General features: G+C 72.3%; 22 protein-coding genes and 1 tRNA gene. 14 read left to right on the top strand and 9 right to left on the bottom strand.

Annotated elements, in window-relative coordinates; translation table 11 throughout:
- The first annotated feature begins 115 nt into the window (after window positions 1-115).
- The 3 genes from LG379_RS03455 to LG379_RS17035 are packed head-to-tail and all read left to right on the top strand — an operon-like array spanning window position 116 to window position 1,927.
- Window positions 116-379, top strand: coding sequence for a multiubiquitin domain-containing protein (locus LG379_RS03455; protein ID WP_225753167.1), 264 nt, complete (start codon window positions 116-118; stop codon window positions 377-379).
- Window positions 354-1,517 carry a ThiF family adenylyltransferase gene (locus LG379_RS03450; protein WP_225753166.1) on the top strand — a complete coding sequence of 388 codons (1,164 nt, stop codon included), beginning with the start codon at window positions 354-356 and terminating at the stop codon, window positions 1,515-1,517. Before LG379_RS03455 ends, LG379_RS03450 begins: the two co-directional genes overlap by 26 nt.
- A complete protein-coding gene (locus tag LG379_RS17035) occupies window positions 1,514-1,927 on the top strand; it encodes a DUF6527 family protein (protein WP_225753165.1) in 414 nt (137 codons plus the stop codon). Before LG379_RS03450 ends, LG379_RS17035 begins: the two co-directional genes overlap by 4 nt.
- A 639-nt stretch (window positions 1,928-2,566) precedes the next feature.
- Here the strand turns inward: LG379_RS17035 and mobF are convergent.
- Window positions 2,567-6,166 carry a MobF family relaxase gene (gene mobF / locus LG379_RS03440; protein WP_225753164.1) on the bottom strand — a complete coding sequence of 1,200 codons (3,600 nt, stop codon included), beginning with the start codon at window positions 6,164-6,166 and terminating at the stop codon, window positions 2,567-2,569.
- A 173-nt stretch (window positions 6,167-6,339) separates the two neighbouring features.
- Here mobF and LG379_RS03435 point away from each other — a divergent pair, with 173 nt between their 5' ends.
- The 4 genes from LG379_RS03435 to LG379_RS03420 all read left to right on the top strand — a co-directional run bounded on the left by LG379_RS03435 (window position 6,340) and on the right by LG379_RS03420 (window position 9,089).
- Complete coding sequence (locus LG379_RS03435) at window positions 6,340-6,972, top strand: hypothetical protein (RefSeq protein ID WP_225753163.1); 633 nt, start codon at window positions 6,340-6,342, stop codon at window positions 6,970-6,972.
- A 130-nt stretch (window positions 6,973-7,102) separates the two neighbouring features.
- Entirely contained in the window at window positions 7,103-7,498 is a 396-nt protein-coding gene (locus LG379_RS03430) for a hypothetical protein (RefSeq protein ID WP_225753162.1), read from the top strand.
- Window positions 7,495-8,844, top strand: a complete 1,350-nt coding sequence (locus tag LG379_RS03425) for a hypothetical protein (RefSeq protein ID WP_225753161.1) — start codon at window positions 7,495-7,497, stop codon at window positions 8,842-8,844. Before LG379_RS03430 ends, LG379_RS03425 begins: the two co-directional genes overlap by 4 nt.
- On the top strand, window positions 8,841-9,089 hold the full coding sequence (locus LG379_RS03420; protein ID WP_225753160.1) for a hypothetical protein: 249 nt from the start codon (window positions 8,841-8,843) through the stop codon (window positions 9,087-9,089). The genes LG379_RS03425 and LG379_RS03420 overlap by 4 nt, the downstream gene beginning before the upstream one ends.
- 114 nt (window positions 9,090-9,203) lie before the next feature.
- Here the strand turns inward: LG379_RS03420 and LG379_RS03415 are convergent, their stop codons facing one another.
- Window positions 9,204-9,956 (bottom strand): hypothetical protein, encoded by a 753-nt coding sequence (locus LG379_RS03415; protein WP_225753159.1) that lies wholly within the window; start codon window positions 9,954-9,956, stop codon window positions 9,204-9,206.
- 311 nt (window positions 9,957-10,267) lie between these two features.
- Here LG379_RS03415 and LG379_RS03410 point away from each other — a divergent pair, with 311 nt between their 5' ends.
- Window positions 10,268-10,801, top strand: coding sequence for a hypothetical protein (locus tag LG379_RS03410; protein ID WP_225753158.1), 534 nt, complete (start codon window positions 10,268-10,270; stop codon window positions 10,799-10,801).
- 230 nt (window positions 10,802-11,031) lie between these two features.
- Here the strand turns inward: LG379_RS03410 and LG379_RS03405 are convergent.
- Both LG379_RS03405 and LG379_RS03400 read right to left on the bottom strand, forming a co-directional pair.
- Window positions 11,032-11,105 (bottom strand) — tRNA-Met (locus tag LG379_RS03405).
- Window positions 11,106-11,187: 82 nt separating this feature from the next.
- Window positions 11,188-14,217 carry a UPF0182 family protein gene (locus tag LG379_RS03400; protein ID WP_225753157.1) on the bottom strand — a complete coding sequence of 1,010 codons (3,030 nt, stop codon included), beginning with the start codon at window positions 14,215-14,217 and terminating at the stop codon, window positions 11,188-11,190.
- Between the two features lie 126 nt (window positions 14,218-14,343).
- On the opposite strand from LG379_RS03400, the gene LG379_RS03395 reads away from it, so the two are divergent.
- On the top strand, window positions 14,344-14,922 hold the full coding sequence (locus tag LG379_RS03395) for a PPA1309 family protein (RefSeq protein WP_225753156.1): 579 nt from the start codon (window positions 14,344-14,346) through the stop codon (window positions 14,920-14,922).
- Window positions 14,923-14,926: 4 nt separating this feature from the next.
- Here LG379_RS03395 and LG379_RS03390 read toward each other — a convergent pair whose 3' ends face one another.
- Complete coding sequence (locus LG379_RS03390) at window positions 14,927-16,132, bottom strand: PDZ domain-containing protein (RefSeq protein ID WP_225753155.1); 1,206 nt, start codon at window positions 16,130-16,132, stop codon at window positions 14,927-14,929.
- Between the two features lie 206 nt (window positions 16,133-16,338).
- Between LG379_RS03390 and LG379_RS03385 the strand changes: the two genes are divergently transcribed.
- A complete protein-coding gene (locus tag LG379_RS03385) occupies window positions 16,339-17,847 on the top strand; it encodes a zinc-dependent metalloprotease (RefSeq protein WP_370634419.1) in 1,509 nt (502 codons plus the stop codon).
- Here LG379_RS03385 and LG379_RS03380 read toward each other — a convergent pair whose 3' ends face one another.
- The gene (locus LG379_RS03380; RefSeq protein WP_370634418.1) at window positions 17,848-18,438 is read right to left on the bottom strand and encodes a M48 family metallopeptidase; all 591 of its coding nucleotides are present in this window, start codon (window positions 18,436-18,438) and stop codon (window positions 17,848-17,850) included.
- Window positions 18,439-18,681: 243 nt separating this feature from the next.
- On the opposite strand from LG379_RS03380, the gene LG379_RS03375 reads away from it, so the two are divergent.
- Window positions 18,682-18,837, top strand: a complete 156-nt coding sequence (locus LG379_RS03375; RefSeq protein WP_188484738.1) for a DUF5679 domain-containing protein — start codon at window positions 18,682-18,684, stop codon at window positions 18,835-18,837.
- A gap of 158 nt (window positions 18,838-18,995) precedes the next feature.
- Window positions 18,996-20,075: a ThiF family adenylyltransferase gene (locus LG379_RS03370; RefSeq protein ID WP_225753154.1), complete on the top strand. Its 1,080-nt coding sequence runs from the start codon at window positions 18,996-18,998 to the stop codon at window positions 20,073-20,075.
- A 67-nt stretch (window positions 20,076-20,142) separates the two neighbouring features.
- Here LG379_RS03370 and LG379_RS03365 read toward each other — a convergent pair whose 3' ends face one another.
- Together LG379_RS03365 and LG379_RS03360 are read right to left on the bottom strand one after the other, a co-directional pair.
- The gene (locus LG379_RS03365; RefSeq protein ID WP_370634427.1) at window positions 20,143-20,481 is read right to left on the bottom strand and encodes a WhiB family transcriptional regulator; all 339 of its coding nucleotides are present in this window, start codon (window positions 20,479-20,481) and stop codon (window positions 20,143-20,145) included.
- 518 nt (window positions 20,482-20,999) lie between these two features.
- The gene (locus LG379_RS03360; protein ID WP_304522418.1) at window positions 21,000-23,024 is read right to left on the bottom strand and encodes an ATP-dependent DNA helicase UvrD2; all 2,025 of its coding nucleotides are present in this window, start codon (window positions 23,022-23,024) and stop codon (window positions 21,000-21,002) included.
- Window positions 23,025-23,146: 122 nt separating this feature from the next.
- Between LG379_RS03360 and LG379_RS03355 the strand changes: the two genes are divergently transcribed.
- Complete coding sequence (locus LG379_RS03355) at window positions 23,147-23,404, top strand: mycoredoxin (protein ID WP_370634417.1); 258 nt, start codon at window positions 23,147-23,149, stop codon at window positions 23,402-23,404.
- Window positions 23,405-23,464: 60 nt separating this feature from the next.
- On the opposite strand, the gene nudC is transcribed toward LG379_RS03355, so the two are convergent.
- A complete protein-coding gene (nudC, locus tag LG379_RS03350; RefSeq protein ID WP_225753152.1) occupies window positions 23,465-24,439 on the bottom strand; it encodes an NAD(+) diphosphatase in 975 nt (324 codons plus the stop codon).
- A gap of 72 nt (window positions 24,440-24,511) precedes the next feature.
- On the opposite strand from nudC, the gene LG379_RS03345 reads away from it, so the two are divergent.
- Complete coding sequence (locus tag LG379_RS03345) at window positions 24,512-25,645, top strand: phosphotransferase (protein ID WP_225753151.1); 1,134 nt, start codon at window positions 24,512-24,514, stop codon at window positions 25,643-25,645.

Below are 25,645 nucleotides of genomic sequence, written 5' to 3'. Positions count from 1 at the left end.
GCCACTTCCTCGGGTTGTCGTCATCAGCCTATCACCCTTGCGGTGATGCGACTAGTGCGGGTATGGTCTTGACCCAGGGCCGAACCAGTCGGCCGCCAACCGTGAGGAGAAGGCCATGTCGATCGAGACAGGGAGCAAGCCGGAGCACAAGGCGATCGAGATCGTCATCAACGGCACCGAGGTCGAGGTACGAGAGCGGGAGCTGACGTTCGAGAGCCTCGTCGAGCTTGCCGAACTCGACGCGGCGGGGGACGTCGAGTACTCGGTGAAGTACTCTCGCGGCCCGCACGAGGCCGCGTCTGGGCTCCTGCGACCCGGACAGAGCGTCAAGGTCCGAAAGGGGATGAGATTCGTTGTCAAGGCCACCGTTCGCTCCTGAGGAAGCAATCGAGCAGCTGCGAAGGGACGGCTTCGACGTCGAGGCCGCCGAGGGTGTGCTGCTCATCCACGACGTCCCCGCCGTCACCCCAGTGCGCGGCGTGGGACGGGTGACACTCGCCGAGCCGCTGCAGTACGCCGGCGACGAACTGCAGCCGCCGACCGACCACACCCTGATCCTGTGCGGCGAACACCCATGCGACGATCAAGGCAAACCGCTGACTCGGATGGTCGCGGGTCCCGACAACTCCGCCGTGAAGCCCGGCCTGACCGCCGCACTGCGGCTGTCTTCCAAGCCGCCGGGTGGACTGTACGTTGACCTGCACGACAAGGTCACGCACTACGTCGAGCTCATCGAGCGCTGGGCGCAGGCGATCGAGCCCGGGGCAAGTTCCCGCACCTTCGGAAGGTCGGCGACCGACGAGCACCCTTCGCCGTTCCACTTCGCAGACTCGGCCACGCCGCGGGCCGGGATCGCCGACCTCGGCCACCGCCTGGCCGGGCAGCGGCTCGCGGTCGTCGGGGCAGGCGGTACGGGCTCATACCTGCTCGACCTGCTCATCAAGACCAGGGTTGCCGAGATCCACATCTTCGACGGCGACGTCCTGCTCTCCCACAACGCCTTCCGCGCACCCGGCGCCGTCAGCATCGAGACACTTCGCGCGCGCCCGTCCAAGGCACAGCACTGGGCGACCCAGGCCGCAGCGATGCGCCGCGGGGTCGTCGCACACGACCGGTACGTGACGTCCGACGACGTTGACGAGTTGGCGGGCTTCGACTGCGTCTTCCTCGCCGTTGATGATGGCCCCGCTCGCGGTGAGCTCGTCGCGGCGCTGGAAGGCGCCGGCGCGACCTTCATCGACGTCGGCATGGGTGTGGACCGAGCCGGACCGGCCGGGCAGTTGCTCGCCGCTATCCGCGTGTCGGTCAGCACGCCGCAGGCGCGGGCGCACGTACCCAGCGGTGCGACGGCTGACGAGTACGGGTCGAACATTCAGGTCGTCGAGCTCAACGCCCTCAACGCAGCCTTGGCCGTTATCGCTTGGAAGCGGATGAACGGCTTCTACCTGGACGCCGTGCTCGGCACGACCAGCATCTACACCACCGACGACAACACCATCGGAGAGGACGTGGCGTGAGGACCATCACGCACGTTCTCGTCGACTCGGTCCCAAAGGTCCTGGCGCCGCACACGCTCTACGTCTGCCCCGGGTACGACCTGGTGGTTCACTTGTGTCTATGCGGGTGCGCCACCAAGGTGGTCACTCCGCTCGGCCCAGCGGAGTGGTCGGTGCGTCTAGAAGACGACACCATCAGCCTGACTCCCTCGATCGGCAACGGCGCACTGGCCTGTCGGTCGCACTACTGGATCACGCGCAGCCGCGTCCGCTGGTTGCCCCAGATCACCGCACGGCAGCACGCCGTGGCTGCCGCGCGGGACGACCGCGACATGGCCGCTCACCTTGCGCGCGAGCGTGTGTGGTGGCGCCGACTAACAGCACCCGTTCGCCTTCGAGCACAGCGGTGGCGAGCGAGGAGGGCCTCCTGAGAACGACGGCTCACCGCCGTGAAGCCCGGCACTCGTGATCGGTCGGCCACGGCGTACGGGGTGAATCACCAACTCATTGGCGACGGATCGTCAAGGGGCTACAGACCTGCGGGCGTCAGGTCATCCCGAGCCTGCACAAAGCCAACGTCCCAGTTCTCGGCGACGCTGAGCTCTGGGCCACGGAGAAGGATGGAGGTGATCCTTCTGGAGGTGCACGCCACCACGCTCAGAGTGTCGCAATCCCAGGCGACCGGGACCGATGTGCACCGGGGCGACAACCCGTCCGCGAGGCCCATTCGGCCAGCCGACTTCGGGACGCGGCGAAGCGCTCGTGCCAGGCTAGCGGCGCGTCCGCCTGCGCGGTTGTTGCGAAAGCGCCTTCCCATGCGAGGTGCAGGGCGGCGAGCTCCTCAACGAGCTCCCAGTGCTCGTCCCAGCACTCGGGAACGTGGCGACGGTCGAGACTGTAGTGGGCGACGAGCCAGGTGACCCAGGTGTCAAGGTCCTCGAGGTACAGGCGCTGGCTGTCAGGCGTCTGAGCAGCCCAGCAGATCGGCATGGCGGGGCCGAAGGGTTGAGGTAGTTCGGCGCGGGGAAAGAAGGCGTCATCGACAGACTCTGGTCGGGAGCGACGTGCGGTCATCGGAACCAACTCCTCTGCGCTTCGGTGCTGGAGTCGACCGGCGCCACGTACTCGCCAGCACGCGGCGAGACCGGCACGACGGTGGTGCCGCACGTGAAGTCCTGATGTGCGAGAGCCGCAGCGAGCTGGCGGCGCCAGGCCCGACGTCCGGCGTCGTCTTCGGGCATCGGTTCTAGGTCGGCCAGCCAGGCGGAACGGACGTTGATGGCGTTGTCCGTCAGGGCTTCGATGCGGGCCTCGATTAGTGCGTCGACCTGGCGCAGTGTGTCGCGCGCCCCTGGTGACAGGTGCGCACTCTCGGGGTGGGTGGTGATGGCTGTGGGGTCTTCAACCTGAGCCGCCAGCCAGGCGCTGACGCGTCGGTGAAGGACAGCGGCGAGGTCACCGACCGGCTCGCCAGTTTCGTGGATGGGTCGGATGCCGCTGAGCTCGCGTAGAACATCGTCCATCGCCGCACCGAGGGCGGCGCCGCGTTCGAGGTTCGCGAACAGGGGGCCGCATGCGGGCGAGGTGGTGATCTGCTCGACGGCGGCGTCGCCCAGCCCGGCTCGGCGCAGAGCTGAGATCCAGCGAGGTGCGGTGGCGTCGGCAAGGAGGGTCTGGCGGATCGGTTCGAGGCGCTTGAGGGATCCAGCGGCGTTCTGGCGAGCGGCGATGGTCTGCGTCGCGGAGAGCTCAGCCCCCGAGGTCGCCAGGATTCCGGCGAGAACGGTCCGCCCGTCGGGCGCGGCGTGGGTGTCCGGCAGGTAGTGGCACGCCGGGTCGACGTCGTCGACGGCGACGTAGACGCGATTGTCCTGGCGCCCGCGGGTCATCGCTACATACAGGTTCTCCCGGGTCATGCCCGGCGCTGCCAGGACGTGGGCCTGGTCGACTGTCAGACCCTGGGCGCGGTGAGTGGTGGTCGCGTAGGCCAAATCGACGTCTTGCGCGACGTACGCGGCCGGCAAGACGACAGTGTCACCGCTCTGCTCACCACGGCCGGTGAGACGAGTCACGGCCATGGATCCGTCCGGCTCGGTGGCCGTCACGGTCCACAGGTCACCGTTGCGCACGAACCTGCCGCGAGTGCGCAGGCGCCGGTTGTTGGCGCGAGTCACGACTCGGTCGCCGACGGCGATGACGGATCCGTCCGTCGTCGTGATGCCGCTGGCCGCGACGAGACCGTCACAGACGCGGTCGTTGTGAGCGCGGGTGTTGAGGACGCTGACGGTGTGGGCGTCGGCGGCCAGAAGGATCGCCGGGACCCCGTTCTCGGTGTCGGCCTGCCAGGCGGTGTAGGCGGCCTCGCACATGGCCTCGGCGGCCCCGGCGGTAATCCGGTCGTGCTCGGCGTAGACGTCCAGGACGGCGGGGTTACCGGCGCGCAGCGCACGGGTGGCGTCGGCCTCCCACCGGTGGCTGAACCGCCACAGGGACGTCAGCACGGCGGGGCGGGTCCGCTCAGCCAGGAGGTTGAACGCACCACCGGCGTCGACGGCCGACAGCTGAGCGTGGTCGCCGACCAGTAGCACCTTCGCCCCGGCTGCGGTGGACTGAGCGGTCAGCTGGTCGAGGGTCTCGGTGCTGGCCAGGGACGCTTCGTCGACGATCACGAGCTGGCCCGGGCGCATCGTCCAGTGCTGCTGCTGCCCGGCCAAGTTGTTCGCGGCGGTATCGACTGTCCGAAGCCGCCGAAGGTCACCGGAGCGCTGCGACGCCTCGCGCTCGGCCGTGAGGTACTGCAGGTAAGTCGAGCGCAGGGTGGCGCCCGGCCCGCTCGACTCGTGGAGCCACTTGGCGGTGTTCTCGCACGTGATGCCCAGGGCTTCGGCGAGCTCGGCGGCCGCAGCGGAGGATGGGGCAAGGCCCATCACAGCCCCGCGACCGTGGACGGCCTCCCAGACCGTCTTCAAGCCCGCCAGCGTCGTGGTCTTGCCGGTGCCGGCCGGACCGACCAAGACCTCCAGCCGACGCCCGGAAGCAGCGATGAGGCGGATCGCGTTGACCTGGTCCCCTGCCAAGGCCACGGTCCGGCCGTCGATGCGGCGCACCGGGGCAGTCAGGTCCACCGCCGTCGCACGGGCGGTGTCGGCTCGCGGCGCTGTCCGGTCCTCGGTGGCGGCGAGGAGGCGCTCCTCGGCCGCTAGGACGTCTGCGTGGGTGTAGCGAGCCTCACCAGACCGGGTGAACACCGACGACCCGTCCGGGCGCTGGTACTCGGCCGGCACGGTGAACAGCTCGGGCGGCTCGAGGCTGACGCACCGGGCCAGCACCTCCTCGCACACTCGGTCCAGCAGCTCTTGCCGGTCGTCGGGACTGGCGGTGCGCAGTCCGCGAGTGGCGCGCGCCGTCTCCGCGAGGACGTTCCATCGGGTCCACGTCGAACGACGCTCCATCACCTGGGTGACCGTGTGGTCGGCGAGGTGGTCGATGACGGGTTGGGGCACCTGCGCGGCCGTCATCGCCACGTTCTGCGAGGAGCGCAGGACTGCGGCCGTCAGCTCTTCCGGCGTCCGCCCGGTGCGGTCCGTAGCCCGCCGCCGCCAGGTCGCGACCAGCTCCAAAAGCGGGTGGACGTGCTTGTCCGGGCGGGTGGTCCGGGTGACCTGCTGGCGTAGCCGGGAGATCTCGATGCGGTTGGGGCCCCGCCCGTGAGTGGCGTAGAACTCGGCGACGGTGGCCGTCATCGCCTCGTCGATCTGCGTGGTGCGGGTGGAGAACTCGCGCATGAGCCCGTCATCGACGCCGTCGACCTCGAACCCCGGGGAGCGGCGAGGGCCGCGATGCCGCCACGACCACGAGACCGGCAGTCTGCGGGCCAGCTCGTCGGCCATGAGGTCGTCGTAGATCTCGGAGATCGCCACCACTGCGTGGTGCAGGGCGCGCGAGTCGACCGACAGCCATCGCCCGTCTGGGGCTTGCACCTTGTTGGCGACGACCACGTGGGTGTGCAGGTTCGGGTCCCCCGCGCGGGAGTCCCAGTGGTCGAACGCCACAGCGAGCATCCCCCGGGTCGGGTGCTGCTGGCACCCCGCAGTCCCCGTGCGGGTGAAGAGTGCGGTGCGCTCGAAGAACGCCAACGCCTCATCGACGGCCGCGCGGTGCGCATCGACGACGGCCGCCTGGGTTGATCGGTCGGCCACCGCCCACATCGTGGAGACGGACTTCGGCGGCGTGAAGGTCATGTCGAAGCCGGCCACCGCCGTCGGGTGCGCCTTGGCCAGCTCCACTCTTGTGATCGCCTCGACCGCGGCGGCCCGGGCGTCGTCCGTCATGGCGTCCGGCAAGTCCGCTACCTGGGACGCAATGCGTGCCCGGGCGGGGGTGAATGACGGGTAGGCGCGGCCCAGCGGGGAGCCGGTGACGGGGTCCGTGCCAGCTCCGAACAGGTTCGCCATGGCCTTCTCGATGACCACGGCGCCGGACGCCAGGCCCTTGCCTCCGCCGACGCCAGCGAGGCCCGCGCCGAGCCAGCGGCCGGGCGGGTTTCCGGATGCGGTGTAGTACGCCGTGAGCGGCGCCGACCCGGACCGATCACAGTCGCCGGTCGCGGTGTGCTTCAGCAGGTACTGGTAGCCCGCCCCGGCGGACAGCCGGTGCAGCGTCATCACCATGTCTGGCCGGCCCTCGTGTCGGCGTCCGCGGCGCAAGCGCCGCCCAGCACCACGACTCGCAAGTGCTCCATGCGGGCAGGTAGGCACCTCGTGCCGCAACGTGGAGGACCGCCTGGCCATGATCAAAGCGCTAGTGCCAGAGGTGTCCCGAATCCTTCCGCCCCGCCCGGCCCATGACCGGCCGGAGCCGCTCGGCCGCGCCCGATCTCGGGCACGCCTTGCCACCGCATGCGGTTGTCAGCCGTTCTCCCCACCTGCTCGCGGGGCGCCGTCGTCCACATGCGCGAGATCACCAGGGCTGGCGGGTGGTTGCCCAGGACGACTGTGGAAAGGGCGGCGTCGGACCGAAGAAGGGCGCCTGGGTGGAGGACGCGATGACCGCAGCGACGACGACGACGGTGACGGCGCTGCGGGCGTGGGCCGTCGGCTCCTATCCCGCCATGGCGGCCGTCGAGCTCTTGGCTCGGGCCTTCGGAGGGCGCTTCGCTACCCGGGGCCACCCGTGGATCGTGGACGACGACGGGCGGGCCCGGCTGGAGACCAGAGCTTTGCGCTCAGCTCCGGCGCTTTCGGGTGGCGAGCGCCGCGTGCTGCGACTGGTCGCTGCGCTCGTCGACGCGGAACCGATCGACATTGTCGACGTCGTGACCGGTCTGGACCGCACCCACCTCGACCTGGTCCTTGCGGCGCTGGCGCACGCCGGCGGCAGCCACGAGCACGCTGCCGTGACGCTCGACGGCGCCGGGGCGATGCGCCTGTCCCAGCCCGGCCCTCTGCATCGGTGGCCGCCCGATGGCGCCCCGTGACCAGGTAAAAGGGCGATGTTGCCGCAGGCGACGCCTACCTGCTTGAGAAGACCGCCGACCACGCAGCACGGGCCGGTTCGAAGTTGAGAGGTGAACTGCGATGAGCTCTTCCTGGACCGCACCCGCCGAGGTGCTGACCGAGGACGCTGAACCGGGGTGGGCCGGCATCTGGACGTTGACCCACGCAGCCTCCCGCGCCGCTCTTCGTCTGGCCGACGCGCTTCCCCTGGTCGACACCCTGGATGTCATCTACGCCGCCGCTGATCTGCGCGAGGCGCAGGACAAGCTCGAGTGGGCCCATCCCGCGTTGCCCGCCCGGTGCGCTGCCGTCGACCTTGGCCCTCTCGAGTCCGATGAAGGGTTCACGCGCGGGCGCGTCGTCCTCGGCCAGCTGACCACCGCCGCGCTGAACCGCGCTGCGGACCTGTTCGACGCGGACCTTACGATCGCCGACGTCCTGACGCTGGCTGATGTGGAGGCTGCCCTGCGTCGGGCGCGGGACAAGATCCTCGGGGCCGGGCCATGACGCCAGCGACCTACCCCGAGCTGGTCAACCGGGCCACCCGACTGGTTGAAGCGGGTCGACCGTCGGCCACCATGCGGCTGGACAACCGTGAGAGCGCCCTTGCGTTCATCGTGGACAGCCACGCGGTGCTCTCGGCTCTCGAGGCTCACATCTGGGCACTGGTCAGCCCTGGACGGGCTGCTGGGGTGCGTTCCGCTGCGCACCCGGACTCCGTCGAGGCGGCCGCGCTGCACCTTGCGGCGGCGATCTCCGAGACCGTCGGTGTCGAACGGCCGCACCCTTCGCTGCTCGCCGGATCCGGGAGCGCCTGGACCGAAGCCGCCCGGACCATCAGGGCAGCGACCGACCTCGTTCACCTCCACCACGACGCGATCGGCGCGCCCCGCTCCCCCGTCGCGCACATCCTCGAGTCCCCCGACGCTCGTGACGCTGCCCTGGGCCGGGTGGCAGTCCTCGCGTTGACGACGGCGTCGGTCAAGGACGCGCAGGCGCTTCGAGTCGGGCAGGCCGGGGTGCTCTGGGGAACCGTCGGCAAGTGGTTGACCGGGCTCCAGAACGTCGTCGTCCCCGCCGAGCAGCTCGCGCACGCAACTGAGTCAGTCGAACCGCGCTCCCTCCCAGACGTCGGCTTGATCACCAGTCGCGTGCACACCGACGACGTCATCGTCGAGCTCACCGACCGCCTCGCTCGCGTGCGACAACGAGCCTGGGAACTCGTGAACTCCCCCGACCGCTCGGTGGCCGCACTGCGCGACCTCGCCACGATCGGCGTCGCCGTGCACGCCCACGCCGCCGCGTTCCACGCCGGCCCTACCGGACCCGCCAGCACACTCGTCGCCCGCGGTCGGAGCTGGCAGACCCTAGGCGGCAGGCTCGCCGCCCTGGTCAGCCCAGCACCGCACGACGACGTCGTCCGCGCCGACCTCACCGCACTCGCGCGCATCCTGCCCGCCGTGGCGCCTCTGTCGGGCCCTGGAAGGGCGCATGAGGCAGACCCGACCATCCGCCGGACGGGCGCCGCCCTCGGCGGAGCGGTCGCGGTGATGACCGAGGTCGCCGACCACAACGCCCGAACCTTCGCCAAGATCACCCGCACGAGCACCGTCTATGTCCCTGCGCGGGCCCTGACCGGTGACGAGATCACCGACCAACCCGAGCTGGTGCGTGCGCGCCTGGACGGCAGGCTCGCACCCGCACCCGAGCGTCAGCTCGACGAGGTCGACAAGCTCTACCAGGACCTTCGCAATCAATCGAGCCACACCCCCCCGCGCGGGCCGGCACTCGTCCACGCCCAGGCGGACCGGGTCGTCGACGTCGAGCCGATAGGCGTGCAGGTGGACGCATGAACCTCAACGCCGAGTTCGTGCACGACATCAACCTGCCGGGATGGGCCGAGCAGTCGATCTGGGGCTACAACGCACTCCTCGAGTGCTACTGGGCCGCTCTGTGGCGCGACGGAGACCGCACAGACGCCCCCAGGATCGAGTTCAGCGTCTACCACCTGATCCCGACCATGGCCCTGTTGACCCGGCTCCTCGCCGACGCGCTGGACCTACCTGAAGCTCAGGTCGTCCGGGCCTTGACGACCTGAGGGGTAGCAGATTTGTCGGGTCAGCTCCAATAGCCACCGCGGCACGAACCCGATGAAGTCCGTTTCGCGCAGCCCTGGGAGGATCCACTCGCGGATCTCAATCACGGCGACGGTCTACCGAGCGTCCGGGTGCAGAACCGGGACCGGGCCAAATCCGTGGCGCCCCATTGGCCGGACCTCGCCACGGTAGGGGTCGCCACTCACGCTCTGACTTTCCGAACGCAAGACCGGCCAGGCGCACCTGTAGTGCTCGAGCAGAGGGCGCCGCGACCGTGTGTGCGTCGCCACGAGCCGCATCTGCTCGTCAAACACCGCGCGCTGGACCAGCACCTCTCCGGCCCGCCTCTGTGACAGAAGCAGAATCGGCTCACCCAGCGCCCTGCCACCGCCCTTTCCCGCCCGCTTGCGGTGCGCAGCCACGAAGCCCTCTTCGTAGAGGCGCGCCGCCCGGGACAGCGCGCCCGCCGAGCCTCCGAGGGCCGCCCGGGCCTCGGAGCATCGCCGCGAGGTCGCGGTGACCTTCTCCCGGAAGGTGTTCGTCCAGCTGATGCGAGCGTTGTGGCTCGCAGCACGACTTTGGACCTCCTCGCACTCGTCCCGCAGGGCAAATAGGTACGCCATGTGGCCGGCGACGGAGTCGGGAAGCAAACGTGGGCCAGGGACGGGTAGGCCGCCTTCGAGCATTCGCTCGAGCTCGACGGCACACCCTGCGAGGCGGTTGCTCAGTCGATGCACGCGGCGATGATCCTGCTCGACCTGTCGCAGGTGCGCCCGGTGCATGAGCCTCTCGTACGCCAAGGCAACCAAGCCGACCACCGCTGCACACGCCGCACCGATCTCCATGATCGTCGTCATCCACTCCGGCACGGCAATGCCCTCCTCGATCGGTCATTTCTGGGCCACAGTCTGACCGACACCACTGACAAGCCTCGTGAGTGAAGGGCCTGGAACCCGCCGCCTTCGTTGCCGCACTGGGCCGACGTCCACGCCGGCGCGACCACACCCGTCGGAAATCCCTCATCCGACGGCGGCACGCTGCTTGCCCTCGATTGCGATGAGTCCCTTTGGCATCACCTGAACCCGATCAGGCCCTCTTCGCCATGCGCCGGAGCCTACTGATCCCCCTTGCCGCCGCTGCCCCCTGGCGACCGCGGCGCAACTCCTGCCACGCTGACAGCGTGACCCCCGAAGCCGCTGACCTGACCCTCTCGGTGACCGGCGACATCGAGATGCTGCACACCACCGAGTGTCCCCACTTGGGCGAGGCGGCGCTTGCGGCGCTGACCCCGGCCACCGCCCAGCAGCTCGAGCAGCTACCGGTGTGCTCCTCGTGCCGTGGCATCCTCGACGGAGCGCGCCGAAGCACGTACGCGACGCTGGACCAAGCGCTCGAGGCGTTCCAGATGCCACTTGAGAACCGTCCGCGGGCGCGGGAGGTCGCTGCGGGCCTGGCGTTCTCCCGTGTGTGGATCCCATCGTCGGGCTCCTACATCGGCGTAGGCGGCCCTCCTGGCACCCCGGCGGCGGCGTACTTCGGCAAGGGGTACGTCGCGCTGCGACTCGCCGAGGGCGGGTACGAGACCGAGTGGCTACCGGTCAACGGCGCTGGCGGAGGACGTTCGTCGTCGGGTCACGCGGAACGAGTGAACCTCTGCTCCACGTGCTTCACCCAGTTGCCCGCAACGAACGTGTGCGACAACTGCGTCGGATGAGGCGCGGCCGGGCGACACCGGCTTGCTGAGGCGCCAGACCCGGCCGGTCCTGCTTCCTCGTGAACAGCTTGCGCAACTCGTCAAGCAAGTCTTCGAGGCGAGCTGCCGCCCCAATCCGGCGCTGCCCGCCACCGTCCGCTGACGGCCTCTGCCCACATTCTGCCCACATCAACGTCAGAGGCCCTCTCGATCCGAAGATCGAGAGGGCCTCTGAACTGCTACTTCACAAGTAGCGGGGGCAGGATTTGAACCTGCGACCTCTGGGTTATGAGCCCAGCGAGCTACCGAGCTGCTCCACCCCGCGTCGGTGAGACCACCATACGTGGGATGTCCGGGCCGGGGCAAATCCGTCCCGGCCCGGACGTCCCTCGTCGTTCAGCCGCCGGTCACCCGGCGTCGATCTCCGCCTCGGCCGCGATCGCCCGTTCCAGCGCCTCCTGGAGGCGCTGCTGCGCCTCGCCGTAGGCCGCGAAGTCACCCTCGCCGAGCGCCGTCTGGCCGTCCTGGAGGGCGTCGCGGGCGTCCGTGAGCGCCGACTCGAGTCGGGCCCGCGCGTCGCCGGTCTCCGCGGGCGTCGTCGGCTCGGTGGTCGCCTCCTCGGTCGGCTCGGTCGTGGGCTCGGTGGTCGGGGCCGGCTCGGGCGCCTCGCCCCCGGGCAGGTCGTCGATCGGTGCCTCGGGCGCCGTCGGCAGGTTGTCGTCAGGCACCAGGTCGTCGACTCCCGCATCCCCGCCGAACACCTGGTCCAGCGCCTCCTCGAGGGTCTCGGCGAAACCGATCTCCTCGCCGAAGGACACGAGCACGCGCTGCAGCAGCGGGAACTGCGTGCCCGTCGCGCTCTGCACGTAGACGGGCTGGACGTAGAGCAGACCGCCACCGACGGGCAGCGTCAGGAGGTTGCCGTTGACGACCTCCGAGCTGCCGAGGGTCAGCACGTTGAGGCTCTCGGAGACCTCCGGGCTGGAGCGGAAGGCGTTCTGCACCTGGCCCGGTCCCGGCACCGTCGAGTTCCGTGGCAGCTCGAGCAGCCGCATCGTCCCGTAGCCGTCCCGGACCTCGCCCGGTGTGTCGCCGGTCTCGGCGTCCACGGCGAGGAACCCGGTCAGCACCTGCCTGTCGGTGTTGCCACCGGGCACGAACGTCGACGTCAGGGAGAAGGACGGCTCGTCCTGCGTCGGCATCTGCAGCGTCAGGTAGTACGGCGGCTGCGCCTGGGACTCGGTCACCGGGTCCTGCGGGTTCCGCCAGAAGTCCTGACCGGAGTAGAACTCCGCCGCGGTGTCCACGTGGTACGTCGACAGCAGGTTGCGCTGGACCTTGAAGAGGTCCTCCGGGTACCGCAGGTGCGACATGAGGTCGCCGGAGATCTCGTCGATCGGCTCCAGCGCGTCCGGGAAGACGTTGTCCCACGCCCGCAGCACCGGGTCCTCGGTGTCCCACGCGTACAGCGTCACCTCGCCCGTGTACGCGTCCACCACGGCCTTGACCGAGTTGCGGATGTAGTTCACCTGCTGGGGCGCCAGCGCCGCGATGACGTCGGACTGGCCCGTGAGCGCGTCGACGGTGATCTCCTCGAGCGCGCGGGACGACGAGTACGGGTACTGGTCGGAGGTGGTGTAGCCGTCCACGATCCACACGACGCGCTCGTCGACCACGGCTGGGTACACGCGCGTGTCGAGCGTGAGGAACGGCGCCACCTTGCCCACGCGGTCGCGGGGGTCGCGGTCGTAGAGGATCTGCGACTCCGAGGTCACGCGGTCCGAGAACAGCAGCTGCTCGGATCCGAACTTCAGCGCGTACAGCAGCTGGTTGAACACGTTGCCGACGCTCGGCCCGGCCTCGATCTCCTGCGTCGGGAAGGTCGTGTTGACCTGACCCGCTGCGGAGTCGTCGTCCGGGAAGTCCAGCTCCCAGGGCTCCGTGCCCTCCGGGGCCCCGACGATCGAGTACTCCGGCAGGCTCTGCCCGAAGTAGATCCGGGGTTCGTAGTCGCCCAGCGCACCGGTCGAGGGGATGCCGCCCTGGAAGAAGGCGGGACGACCGTCGGCCTGGGTGGTGTTGCCGTAGGCGGCGACGACGCCGAACCCGTGGGTGTAGACGGTGTGGTCGTTGACCCAGGTGCGCTGCCCCGCGCCGAGGCCGTTGAGGTTCAGCTCGCGCACCGCGATGACGGTGTCCCGCATCTCCCCGTCGATCTCGTACCGGTCGACCGAGAGGGTCTCGGGGAAGTTGTAGTACTGCTTGTTCTGCTGGAGCTGGCGGAACGAGTTGCTCACGACCGACGGGTCCAGGAGCCGGATGCTGGCCGTGGTGTCCGCGTCGGCCCGCAGCGCGCCCTCCTCGCCCTCGAGCGCCGCGTTGTACGTCTCGACCTCGATGTCGTCGATGTCGAACGCGGCGCGGGTGGCGTCGATGTTCCGCTGGATGAACTCCGCCTCCGCCTCCTGCTCGTTCGGCGCGACCTGGAACCGCTGCACGACCGACGGGTACACGCCCCCGATCGCCACCGCCGAGACCACCATCACCCCGACGCCGATCGCCGGGAGCCGCCAGCTGCCCTGGAACGCCGCGACGACGAAGAGCGCCGCCACGAGGACCGCGACGCCGGCGAGGATCAGCCGGGACGGCATGACCGCGTTGACGTCGGAGAAGAAGGCACCCTGGACGCCGGCCGTCCCCAGCTCGCTGGGCTGGATGAGCAGGGAGTACCGGTCCAGCCAGTAGTTCGCCGCGATGAGCAGCATGACGACGGTGGCGATGCTCGCGAGGTGCACGCGTGCCGCCCGGGTGGTCCGCTCCCCCTCGCCGCCGAGCCGCAGGCCGCCGTACAGGTAGTGCGTGGCCACCGCGGCGATGCCCGCGATGATCGCGACGGCCATCAGGAAGGACACGACGAACCGCAGCGCCGGGAGCGTGAAGACGAAGAAGCCGATGTCCATGCCGAACTCGGGGTCGCGCTCGCCGAACGGCTCGCCGTTGAGGGCGAGGAGCACCGTCTGCCACTGCGCCGACGCCGCCGCACCCGCGAAGAAGCCCAGCAGACCCGGCGCGGCGACCATCACCAGGCGGCGCAGCGGCTCGATCATCTCGCGGTACTGGTCCAGCGACGCCTGCTCCGGCGTCGACGGCGCGTAGACGGGCCGCGAGCGGTACGCCACCGACAGGCTCGCGAACACGGCGCCCGCCATGAGGAGGAAGCCACCGGCGAACAGCGCGCCCCGCGTCAGCCACTCCGTGCGCAGCACGTCGATGTAGCCGACGACGTCGAACCACAGCACCTCGGTCCAGAGCTGGGCGGCGATCATGACCAGCACACCCAGCGCACCGAGCACGATGATCGTCGGCGCCAGGGCGCCACGTCGTCGGTCGGCTCGCGGTGGTGCCGGGGTGGGGCGGGGGGCGGAGGCGAAGCTCACGTCACTACCTTCAGGTCGTCCAACCGGGGCCTGGCCCGACCGCCCAGGTCAGAGGGGAGGACGAGCACCTGGCAGCACAACGTTCCTGCCGGGACCCAGGTTCCCACACCTGCGACGATGGACCTCATGACCGACGAGGCACCGCTCAGCGACCCGGACCAGCCCACCCCCGAGCCGGCGGCCGCCTTCCTCGCCGAGTCGGTCCGCGAGATCGAGCGGCACGTCTCCCGCGGCGGCTGGGACGGGCCCGTCCGCGTCTTCGCGCTCGTCGGGACGCAGGCGGCGCTGGAGGCCGAGCCCGGTCTCGCCGCGCAGCTCGCCCCCGAGGTGGTCGCGGCCGCTCGGGCCGACGCCGCCCACCTCACGTCCGTCGAGCAGGAGGGTCTGCCGCAGGTGGAGAGCCTGGAGGAGCTGCTCGGGGTCCTCACCTGGCCCGACACCGTGGACGGCGCGGCGATCGTCGTCGAGCGCGTCGTCCTGCCCACGGCGGCGGAGGACGCCATGCCCCCCGACCCGGGGGAGGCCCTCGCCTACCTCATGGGCCACCCGGACCGGCAGGACGTGCGGATCGCCGTCGGCGTCCTGCGCTCCGGGCCGGCCTGGTCGGTGCTGCGCACCCGCGCCCACGACGACGACGCCGCGGTGGCGGGCGGTCCCGACCTCGTCCCCGGGCTCACCGAGGCGCTGCGCGCGACCTTCCTCTGACGCGTCAGCGCTCGCAGGTCGGCAGGTCCTGCGCGGTGCCCGCACCGATCGCCTCGACCGCCGCGCGCGCGTCGTCGAGCGTCGCGACGCGGACGACGCGCAGCCCGTCCGGCACGGACCCGACCACCTCGTCGCAGTTGTCCTCGGGTGCCAGGAACCACGACGCCCCGTCCCGGACCGCACCGTGGAGCTTCTGCCGGATCCCGCCGATGGGGCCGACATCGCCGCTGAGGTCGACCGTGCCGGTGCCCGCGATCGTCTCGCCGCCGGTCTCGTCCTCCGGCGTCAGCGTGTCGATGATCCCGAGGGCGAACATCATCCCTGCGCTCGGCCCGCCGATGTTCTCGATCTGGATGCTGACCTCGAAGGGCAGCTCGAACGTCGGGTCGATGTAGACGCCGAGCAGGGCCCGGCCCTCACCGCTGTCACCCGTGACCAGGTCCAGGTCCACGCGCTCGCCGCCGCGCAGGACCGTCAGGACGACGCTCGACCCGGGCTCGACCTGCTCCAGCTGCTCGGTGAGCTGCGCGAAGGACGTGAGATCCGTCCCCTCCAGGGCGACGATGACGTCCTCCGGCTCGACGACGCCCTCGGCGCCGGTGCCCTCGACCGGGTCGACGACGACGAGCTCCGTCGGCACCTCGTAGCCGAGCTGCTCCAGGGCTGCGACGGTCGCGTTCTCCTGCGAGGAGACCATCGCGGCCTGGTTGCGCTCATCGATCTGCTCCTCCGTCTCGGTCGGTGCGAACACCTCCTCGACGGGCCGCACCGCGCGGGAGTCGTCCACCCACCCGCGCAGCAGCATCGGCAGGCCCACGGGGAACCCCGGTCCGCCCGCGACCGCGACGGTCGTGAGCAGCAGCTCACCCGTCGACTCGTACGTCGGCACCCCGTCCACCGTGACGAGGGGCTCACCCCTGCTCTCCCCCAGCGTGTCCCGCGTCGGTCCCGGCGAGGACACGGCGTACGGCGCGGGGAGCAGCGCGGCGACGGCCACCAGCAGCGACGTCGTCACGGTCGCGCCCGCGAGCACGAGCGAGCGGGGCGTCACGGGCGGGGGCTCCCAGCCCGGCGCGACCGGGCCGTGCGCCTCCGGCGGCGCGGGTTCCCCCACCGGTCCGCCGAGCGGCGGCCCCGCGGCGCCGACGGGCGCGACGGCCGTCGTCTGGTCGGGACGACGACGCGGCGCGCGCGGGCGGGGACGGATCACGCGGCCCATCATCACCGCGAGAGCGTCCCGTGACGAACTCGGACCCGGCGCCGACCCCGGGGAGGGGCCGTCGCGGACCGCTCGCCGCCGCCCCCGCGGGCGCCGAACGGCGCTGCGCCGTGAGCGAAGCGGACCCCCGAGGCCACCCGCAGGCGGGCGCGGGTGTCTACCGTGGGAGTCCGGCCCGACCGAGGGAAGGACCACCGATGAGCATGCCGCCCGACCGACCCGACGAGCAGCCGGGCGTCCCGCCGCAGTGGGAGGCGCTCCTGCGCCAGATGCTGGGTGACGACGCGGACACCGTCCTGCGCGAGATCGCGGAGCGGGGTGGCCTGCCCGGCATGACCGACGCGCAGGGCAACCCGGTCGACCTGGCGCAGATGGCCGCGGCCGCCGGCCTCCCGGCGGACCCGGCAGCCCTGGGGCAGGTCTTCGGGCGCGTGCAGCGCATGTTCGCCGCAGGCGGCGACGAGCCGGTCAACTGGGAGATCGCGCACGACCTCGCGCGACAGGCAGCCGTCGCGGAGGGCGACCCGAGCGTCAACGCGGTGCAGCGCAGGGAGGCCGGGGAGGCGCTCCACGTCGCGGAGCTGTGGCTGGACCAGGCGACCGAGCTGCCCGCCGCCGGCGGACCGGTCCGCGTCTGGAGCCGCTCGGAGTGGGTGGAGAGCACCATGCCCGTGTGGCGCTCGCTCGCCGAGCCCATCGCCGAGTCCGTCGCCGACGCCCTCGCGACGGTCCTCGCCGGCCAGGCCGACGACGTGACCGGCCCCGACCCGTTCGGCGGCGCGATGGGCGACATGAGCGGCCTCATCGCCGGCGCGAGCCAGATGATGCGCAAGGTCGGCGGCGCCGTCTTCGGCATGCAGGTCGGCCAGGCCGCGGGGACCCTCGCCCGCGACGTGTTCGGCGCGACCGACATCGGCCTGCCCCTGCTTGCCGGGCCCGGGACCGCGCTCGTCCCCCGCAACGTCGCCGCCTTCGCCGAGGGCCTGGACGTCCCCGTCGACGAGGTGCGCCTCTTCCTCGCGCTGCGCGAGGCGGCGCACGCCCGCCTCTTCGCGCACGTCTCCTGGCTGCGCGGTCACCTCCTGGGGGCCGTCGACGCCTACGCGCGCGGCATCATCATCGACATGGAGACGCTCGAGGAGTCGGTGCGGTCCATCGACCCCAGTGACCCTGCGGCGCTCCAGGAGGCGCTCTCCGGCGGCGTCTTCGCACCGCAGACGACTCCGGCGCAGCAGGCGGCGCTGGCCCGTCTGGAGACGGCGCTCGCCCTCGTCGAGGGGTGGGTCGACGAGGTGACCGCCGCCGCGGCGGAGCCCCACCTCCCCCACACGCCCGCGCTGCGGGAGATGCTGCGCCGTCGTCGTGCCGCGGGCGGCCCCGCCGAGGACACGTTCGCGACGCTCGTGGGACTCGAGCTGCGGCCGCGACGGTCACGGGACGCCGCACGGCTGTGGGCCCAGATCACCGCCGACGGCGGTCCGGCGGCACGGGAGGCGGTGTGGGACCACCCCGACCTCATGCCCACCGCCGAGGACCTCGACGACCCCAGCGGGTACGCGCGCCGCCGGGCCGAGGACCGCACGGATCACGCGGACGTCGACCGCGCGCTGGCCGAGATCTTCGGCGAGAGCGGGAGCGAGAGCGAGAGCGGGACGACGAGCAGGGACGAGGACGAGACAGGGGAGCAGAAGCCCGACCAGGGCTGATCAGTCGTCCTCGTCCGCGTCGTCCGCCTCGTCGTCCTGCGGGATGTCCGCGGCGAAGGCGTACCCCTCGAGGAACCCCCGGGCGCGCTCCGTCCTGGGGTAGGCCGCCACGGCCGACCAGAACTCCGGGCCGTGGCCGTGGTGCATGAGGTGCGCCAGCTCGTGGACCAGCACGTAGTCGAGCACCCATGCCGGCATGCCCCGGACGCGGTCGGAGATCCTGATGGTTCCCTCGGACGGCGTGCACGAGCCCCAGCGCCTGCCCTGGTTCGACGACCAGGACACGCTGACGGGGCGGGCCTGCCCGCCCAGGTACCGTCGCGACAGCTCCGCCGCGCGAGCGGCCAGCTGCGTGTCCGACGGCTTTCGACGACGGTCCTGCGCCTCCAGCTTGGTGACCATGCGGCGCACCCACTCGCGCTCCTGCGCGACGGTGAACCGCGCCGGGATCGCCACGACCGTGCGCCCGTTCTCGCGGAACGCGGTGACGGTGCGGACCCGGCGCGCGCTGCGACGCACCTCGACGGGCGTCGCGGCGGCGAGGTGGTCCGGTCCGGGCACTGGTGCGACCGGCACGTCGTCGTGGGGCACCCGATCACCGTAGCGCGCGGCGCCGACACCGCCGGGACCCGGCCTGAGGTGGCCGGCAGCACGCCGGGGTGCCCCACGTCGAGGCGACACGCACGGACGCGCCGAGCACGCCCGAACGGACATCCCCGCACGGGCGCACTACGCTGTCGGTCGCGTGAGGACGCCGGGACAGGACCTGTCCGGGGCTCACAGCCGGCCGGGTGATTCCACGTCCGGTACGCAAGACGTCGAACGGAGAACCTCATGGCCGAGACCTACAAGGGCGAGTTCTACTGCGTGAAGTGCAAGGAGAAGCGCGAGGCGGAGGGCGAGGTCGTCGTCGCCAACGGGCGCAAGATGGCCAAGGGCACCTGCCCGGTGTGCAGCACCAAGCTGAACCGGATCCTCGGCAAGGCCTGACACCAGCCGATCCAGCGCTGCAGAAGGCGGCCCCCGTTCGCGGGTGAGCCGCCTTCCGCATGTCCCGGGCGACGCCGCGGCCACCGCTCCCTGTGGACAACCCGGTGCCCCGCACACCGTGAGCCACGCTGGACCCCCGACGACGAGAGGGGGCCGGCGTGCGGCTTCGAGGTGGCCTGCCCGTGCTGTGGCGGGGGATGACCCAGCTCCAGATCGGCACCGACCCGCGCTGGAGCATCGCCCTGAGCGACCTCAGCCCGGCCGCCGCCCGGTGCCTGGCCGGGCTGCCCGCGGGCAGTGACCTGCGCGTGCTGCGCAGCCGTCTGACCGCCGCGGGTTCGGGGGCGGAGGAGATCGAGGCGATCGTCGGCCACCTCGGCAGGGCGGCGCTCCTCGTCGAGCCCACCGCGCCGCGGCCGACGACGCCCGACGCGCTCGCCTGGTCCCTCGTCGACGGACCGGGCGCCGGGCCGGCTGCCCGGGACCGGTTCGTCGTCCGGGTCGAGGGCCTCGGCCGGCTCGGACTGCGCGTCGCCGCCGCGCTGGCCACAGCGGGCGTAGGCGCCCTCGACCTCGTCGACCCCGGCGGCGTGACCGTCGGGGACGTGGAGGCGGGCGGCTACCGCGCGCAGGACGTCGGCGCCCCACGGGTCAGCGCCGCCGCGCGCGTCCTCCACGACGCCGTGCCTCGCCTGCGGCTCGTCCGGCCGGTCCGCCCGCCGGCGCTGGTCGTCCTCGTCGAGCGGCACGTGGCCGACCCGGTGCGCCACCGGGAGCTGTTGGGTGAGGACGTCCCCCACCTCTCGGTCCTGGTTCGGGAGGCATCTGCGCTCGTAGGGCCGCTCGTGCGGCCGGGGCGAGGCCCGTGCCTGCGTTGCGTCGAGCTGCACCGTGCGGACGCGGACGAGCGGTGGCCCGCCGTGGCAGCCCAGCTCGTCGCGACGCGGACCCCGTTGGTGGGCGGGGAGGAGGTGACCGTGGCGGCGATCGCCTCCGGGCTGGCGGCGGCACACGTGCTGGCGTACCTGGACGGACGGGGCGACATGCCGCTGGGGACGGCCGAGGAGGTGCGCGTCCCCGACGTGCTGCCGCGGCGCCTCACGTGGGGCACGCACCCCGAGTGCGGGTGCACCGCACCGCCCGCCGGGAACGCCGGCGAGCGGACCGCCCACGGTCGACGCGCCGCCACCGGTCCCGCCATGAGCGCGACGGCGGCGGTACAGCCGGCACGAGCCTGACCTGCCTCACGTGAGGAAGCCCCCGACCGCCGAGGCTGTGCCTGGTGGTCGGGGGCTTCCGTGACGATCACGCCGCAGGGGCGGACTGGTCCTTGCGCGGCCGGCCGCGGCCCCGCTTGCGCGGGACGACGACACCACCGACGAAGACCTCTCCACCCCAGACACCCCACGGCTCCTGGCGGTCGACCGCGCCGGCGAGGCAGCCCTCTCGCAGGGGGCACTCCTGGCAGAGCGACTTCGCGAGCTCCACGTCGACCGTGGACTCGGCGAACCACAGCTCGGCGTCGTACTCCCGGCAGGGGATGAGGGTGGCGACCAGCTGGTCGAAGGTGTCCGCCTCGGTGGCGGCGGGCGTCGGGGTGGGCCAGGGGCCGGAACCGCCCTGGTTGAGCGTGTCGAGCAGCATGGTGAGCCGCACGAGGTCCTCCCGGGTGTGGAGATGGTCAGCTGGTTCTCGCCGGGACGGCGGACCTTCGTGACCACCCCTGGGGTGGGACGACGAAGGCCGCGGGTCCCGAGTGGACTCCGCGGCCTGTGCTGCTCGGGTCGGTCAGACCCTGTGAGCCCTGGGTACGGAGTCGGTCGTGAAGGACGGGGTGCCGGGACGGCGGAAGCCGCCGGCAAGGCCGCGGGGGCGGGACGCGTCGAGTCCGCCTACGGGCACACCCGTCCCCTGGATCGGGGCAGCGGTGGGCGCGATGCGAACGTCGAGGTACCGACCGGTCATCGCGATCTGCTTCTCCATCAGGTGCCCACCTCCTCCGTGATCCGGGCCCGGCCTCTTCGGCTGGACCGCTCCTGCAAGGACGGATGAAACCCTAGGACTGTCACGACGGGCGGCACAAGCGAATATTCATGGCGATTCGTGAACTGCTCCGAACGGGTGAACGCCGCAGCCGTGACCAGCGCCGACGCGCCGCCCTGTCAGCGACCGCCGAGGCCCCCGGCGCGTGGCCCGGCGTCCCGCGCGGGCGCGACGATCGCCAGGAGGGAGGGGCCGTACCGGTCGATCTTCGCCGGGCCGATCCCTCGTACCCGGGCGAGCTCGCTGGTGGACGACGGCCGGAGGGCGGCGACCTCCTCCAGGCATGCGTCGGTCAGCACGGTCCACGCCGGCTTGTGGCTCTCGACCGCGACCTCGCGCCGCCACTCCCGGAGCGCCTCGAGCAGCACGGGGTCGGCGTCGGCACGGTCGGGCGGACGCTCGACGCGGCCCGCGGCGGGCCGCCGACGTCCGACGCCGTCGGCGTCCGGGAAGATCCGGTCGAGGAACCGGGTGCGGGTGCGGCTCGAGCGACCGCCGGGGTTGCGCGCCCGCGCCCAGGACAGCTCCAGGTGCTCCCGGGCGCGAGTGATGCCGACGTAGAGCAGGCGGCGCTCCTCGGCGACAGCGGCATCCGTCTCCGCGAGGGAGATGGGCACGAGGCCCTCGCTCAGCCCCGTGAGGAAAACGGCGTCCCACTCCAGGCCCTTGGCGGCGTGCAGTGACGCCAGCGTCACGCCGTCCACGGCCGGCGCGTGCTGGGCGGCGGCGCGCTCGTCGAGCTCCGCGACCAGGTCGACGAGGGTCGCGCCCTCCCGTCCGCCGACCTCGTCCGCGAGCCCCACGAGGGCCTGCAGCGAGTCCCAGCGCTCCCGCAGCGCGCCGCGCGCTGCCGGGGGCTCGGGCGACCATCCGGCGGTCATGAGGACGTTGCGCGTGGCCTCCCCCACCGACTCGTCCGCCGTCGACCGTGCCGCCCCGCGCAGCAGGACGATCGCGTCGCGGACCTCCTTGCGGGCGAAGAAGCGCTCGCCGCCGCGCACGAGGTAGCCGATGCCGGCGTCCGCCAGCGCCTGCTCGAACGCCTCGGACTGGGCGTTGGTGCGGTAGAGCACGGCGACCTCCCGCGCCGGCGTCCCCGCGCGGATGAGGCGGCCGATGCGGGCCGCGACACCCGCGGCCTCCGCCTCGTCGTCGTCGTACGCCGTGAGGCCCACCGCCGGGCCGGGCGGTCGCTGGGCCACGAGCTCGAGCCCGCCGATCTGGTCGCGGCCCGCCGCCCTGAGGGTGCGGTTGGCCAGGTCCACCACCTGCGGCGTCGACCGGTAGTCCCGCACCAGGCGCACGGCCTGGGCTGCCGGGTGCCGCTGGGTGAAGGACAGGAGGTGGTAGGGCGTGGCTCCGGTGAAGGAGTAGATCGTCTGGCTCGGGTCGCCCACCACGCAGATCTCGTGCCGGTCGCCGAGCCACTGGTCGAGGAGGTGCTGCTGGAGGGGCGACACGTCCTGGTACTCGTCGACGACGAAGTGCCGGTACTGGCGCCGCACCTGCTCCGCCACGTCGCGGCGGGACTGCAGGATCCCCGCGAGCACGAGCAGGACGTCCTCGAAGTCGATGACGCCGCGGTCGGTCTTGGTCTCCTCGTACGCCGTGAGCAGCCGGGCCACGCTCGCCGCGTCGAAGCCGGCCGGCGGTGGGCGGTCGGCGGCGGCCGCGGCTGCCACGTAGTCGTCGGCGGGGACGAGGCTGACCTTGGCCCACTCGATCTCGGAGGCGAGGTCCCGGACGCCGAGGCGGTCCACGGACAGACCGATGCCCGCGGCCGCCTCCCCCACGAGGCGCGCCTTGTGGTCGACCAGCCGGGGGACCGCCCCGCCGACCACCTGCGGCCAGAAGAACCCGAGCTGGCGCAGCGCCGCCGCGTGGAAGGTCCGGGCCTGCACGCCGGCGACCCCGAGGTCGCGCAGCCGGGTGCGCATCTCCCCGGCGGCCCGCGCCGTGAACGTCACGGCGAGGACGTTCATCGGCGCGTAGGTGCCCGTCCGGACCCCGTAGGCGATGCGGTGCGTGATCGCGCGGGTCTTGCCCGTGCCGGCGCCCGCGAGCACGCACACGGGTCCCGTGAGCGCGAGGGCGACGGCCCGCTGGTCGGGGTCGAGGGCGTCGAGGAGGGCGTCGGCGGACATCGGCACGAGTCTCGCAGGCGCCACCGACACGACACGTCGGACCGCCGCTGCCTGGGGACGGGAAGCCCTGGGGGCCGCACGTGGTTACGGTGTCGACAGACCCCGTCCAGAAGGGACCCGACGTGACGACCACCCTCCCCGAGACCGGCACCGTGACGATGTTCTCGACCACCTGGTGCGGCTACTGCCGCCGCCTCAAGGGCCAGATGGACGACGCCGGCATCGCCTACACCGAGGTCAACATCGAGGAGCAGCCGGACGCCGCCGCGTTCGTCGAGGAGGTCAACGGCGGCAACCAGACCGTGCCGACGGTCCTGTTCCCGGACGGCACCGCCGCGACGAACCCGTCGCTCGCCGAGGTCCGCGCGCGCCTGTCCTGAGGCGTCGGCGGGGCGCGCAGGCTGCGCTCTCGCTGGGCTCGCGCACGGCGGGGCGGTGCGTCACTCCCCGGCCACGCGGTGGCCCAGCCACTCCTCGATGAGGACGCGGGCCACCGAGGTGCGCATGGGCAGGAGCACCTCGCCCGCCTCCACCGCCGCCACGAGCTCGGCGCGGGTGAACCACCGTGCGTCGGTGATCTCCTCGTCGTCCAGCCGCAGCTCCGTCGTCGTCGCGTGGGCGACGAAGGCCAGCATGAGGGAGGCGGGGAACGGCCACGGCTGGCTGCCGCGGTACGCCACCTCGCCGACGACGACGCCGACCTCCTCGGCGACCTCGCGGCGGACGGCGCTCTCGAGCGACTCCCCCGGCTCGACGTACCCCGCCAGCGTGGAGAACCGGCGCTCCGGCCAGTGCGGCGCATGGCCGAGGAGGAGGCGGTCGTCGGCGTCCAGCACCGCCATGATCACCGCGGGGTCGGTGCGCGGGTAGTGCTCGCTGCCGTCCTCGACGCAGCGGCGGGTCCAGCCGGACAGGTTCGGCTCCGTCCGCGACCCGCACTGCGGGCACCGTGGGTGCCGCTCGTGCCAGGCGGCCAGGCCGACGGCGGTCGCCGCCAGGCCCGCGTCCCGGTCGTCGAGGGCGTGCCCGACGTCCCTCAGCGTGGCCCAGGTGAGGCGGCCGACGAGGTCGTCGGTCGACGTCGGCACGCCCTCGATGTCGACCGTCCCCGGGCCGCCCCAGGCCCGGTCGGGCAGGACGAGCGCCACGTAGGCCGCCGTGTCGTCCTCGCCGAGGAAGAGCCGCAGCACGCCGTCGGGCGTCCGGTCGGGTGCGAGCCCGCGCAGGTCGCCGGCGGCGCGAAGGTCGAGCCGGACGCCGTCGTCGTCCCGGACGACGGCGAGGCGGCCCTCCTGCAGGAGCAGGACGCGGGTGCGCCCGTCGGACCACGCCGCTGCGAGCGTGCGCGCGTCGGTGCGTCGGTGCGCGGCACGGTCGACCGTCGCGCGGGACAGCGGCAGCTTCGTCCAGTCCACCGCCTCACGGTACGCCGTGCCGACGTGTGTCCCGCGCCCCCAGGGAGCGGTCCCCGCAGGTAGCGTGGGCGCGTGCCGCGCTCACCCCTCGCCCTCGCCGCGCTGGCGACGGTCGCCGTCCCCGGCCTCGACGCGTTCGACGTCCGTCCGGCGGGCCAGACCGGGGGGGACGTCGATGCCGCCGTCGTCCTGGGGGCGGACGGCCGGCGGTGGGTGGTCCGGGCGCCACGCAGCGCCGGCGCCGGCGCCGCGCTGGAGGCGGAGTCGACGCTCCTGAGGAGCCTGGTCGACCACGTCGACGCGGGCCGCCTGCCCTTCGAGGTGCCGCGTCCGACGGGCTTCGTCCACCTGCCCGAGGGTGGTCGGGCGATGGTCCACCCGCTCCTGCCCGGCCGGCCGCTCTCGCTGGAGCTGCTCGGGCCCGGTCCGGGCCTGGCCGCCGACGTGGGCCGCGCCATCGCGGCGCTGCACCAGCTGCCCGCGTCGACGGTCGAGGACGCCGGCCTGCCGGTGTACGAGGCGGAGGCCTACCGCCGTCGGCGGCTCTCCGAGGTGGACGAGGCGGCGCGGACCGGGCGCGTGCCCGGCGGGCTCCTGCGCCGGTGGGAGCGGGCGCTGGAGGACGTCGCCGTGTGGCGCTTCCAGCCCACCGTGGTGCACGGGGACCTGTCCAGCGAGCACGTGCTGTGCAGGGGCGAGCGGCTGACCGCCGTGCTCGGGTGGTCCGAGGCCAAGGTCGCGGACCCTGCGGACGACCTCGCGTGGCTCCTCGTCGCGGCGCCGCAGGAGGCGGTCGACCCGATCCTCGAGGCCTACAACCTGCACCGCACCGAGCTGCGGGACCGCCACCTGGCCGACCGTGCGCTGCTGGCCGGTGAGCTCGCCCTGGCCCGCTGGCTGCTGCACGGGGTCCACACCGACGACGCCGAGGTGGTGGACGACGCGACCGCGATGCTCGTGGAGCTCGACGAGCAGACCACGCTCGAGGGGGCGGCGCCGGTGGCGACCGGCTGGACCCTCCCCGCGGACACCCCGGCGCCACCGGACGCGGACGGGGCCGCCGCGGGCGACGCGACGCCCGTCGAGGACGTGACGCCGGACGAGGACGCGGTGGTGGAGCGCTCGACGGCCGAGGAGCCGGCCGCTCGACCCGCTGACGAGGGTTCGGACGAGGAGCAGCCGCCCGGGGACACGACGGGCCGGTGA

This window comes from Actinotalea sp. Marseille-Q4924 (assembly GCF_916618755.1).
In the GTDB taxonomy this organism is placed as follows: domain Bacteria; phylum Actinomycetota; class Actinomycetes; order Actinomycetales; family Cellulomonadaceae; genus Actinotalea.
The sequence above is the reverse complement of the archived record's forward strand: the minus strand, read 5'-3'. Positions and strand labels throughout refer to the sequence as shown.

Coding starts and splice junctions, on each gene's coding strand:
- LG379_RS03375 (WP_188484738.1), top strand. CDS start 18,682: ATGGCCGAGACCTACAAGGGCGAGTTCTACTGCGTGAAGTGCAAGGAG.
- LG379_RS03365 (WP_370634427.1), bottom strand. CDS start 20,481: ATGCTGCTCGACACGCTCAACCAGGGCGGTTCCGGCCCCTGGCCCACC.
- LG379_RS03395 (WP_225753156.1), top strand. CDS start 14,344: ATGACCGACGAGGCACCGCTCAGCGACCCGGACCAGCCCACCCCCGAG.
- LG379_RS03420 (WP_225753160.1), top strand. CDS start 8,841: ATGAACCTCAACGCCGAGTTCGTGCACGACATCAACCTGCCGGGATGG.
- LG379_RS03435 (WP_225753163.1), top strand. CDS start 6,340: ATGACCGGCCGGAGCCGCTCGGCCGCGCCCGATCTCGGGCACGCCTTG.
- LG379_RS03360 (WP_304522418.1), bottom strand. CDS start 23,024: ATGTCCGCCGACGCCCTCCTCGACGCCCTCGACCCCGACCAGCGGGCC.
- LG379_RS03455 (WP_225753167.1), top strand. CDS start 116: ATGTCGATCGAGACAGGGAGCAAGCCGGAGCACAAGGCGATCGAGATC.
- LG379_RS03385 (WP_370634419.1), top strand. CDS start 16,339: ATGAGCATGCCGCCCGACCGACCCGACGAGCAGCCGGGCGTCCCGCCG.
- LG379_RS03425 (WP_225753161.1), top strand. CDS start 7,495: ATGACGCCAGCGACCTACCCCGAGCTGGTCAACCGGGCCACCCGACTG.
- mobF (WP_225753164.1), bottom strand. CDS start 6,166: ATGGTGATGACGCTGCACCGGCTGTCCGCCGGGGCGGGCTACCAGTAC.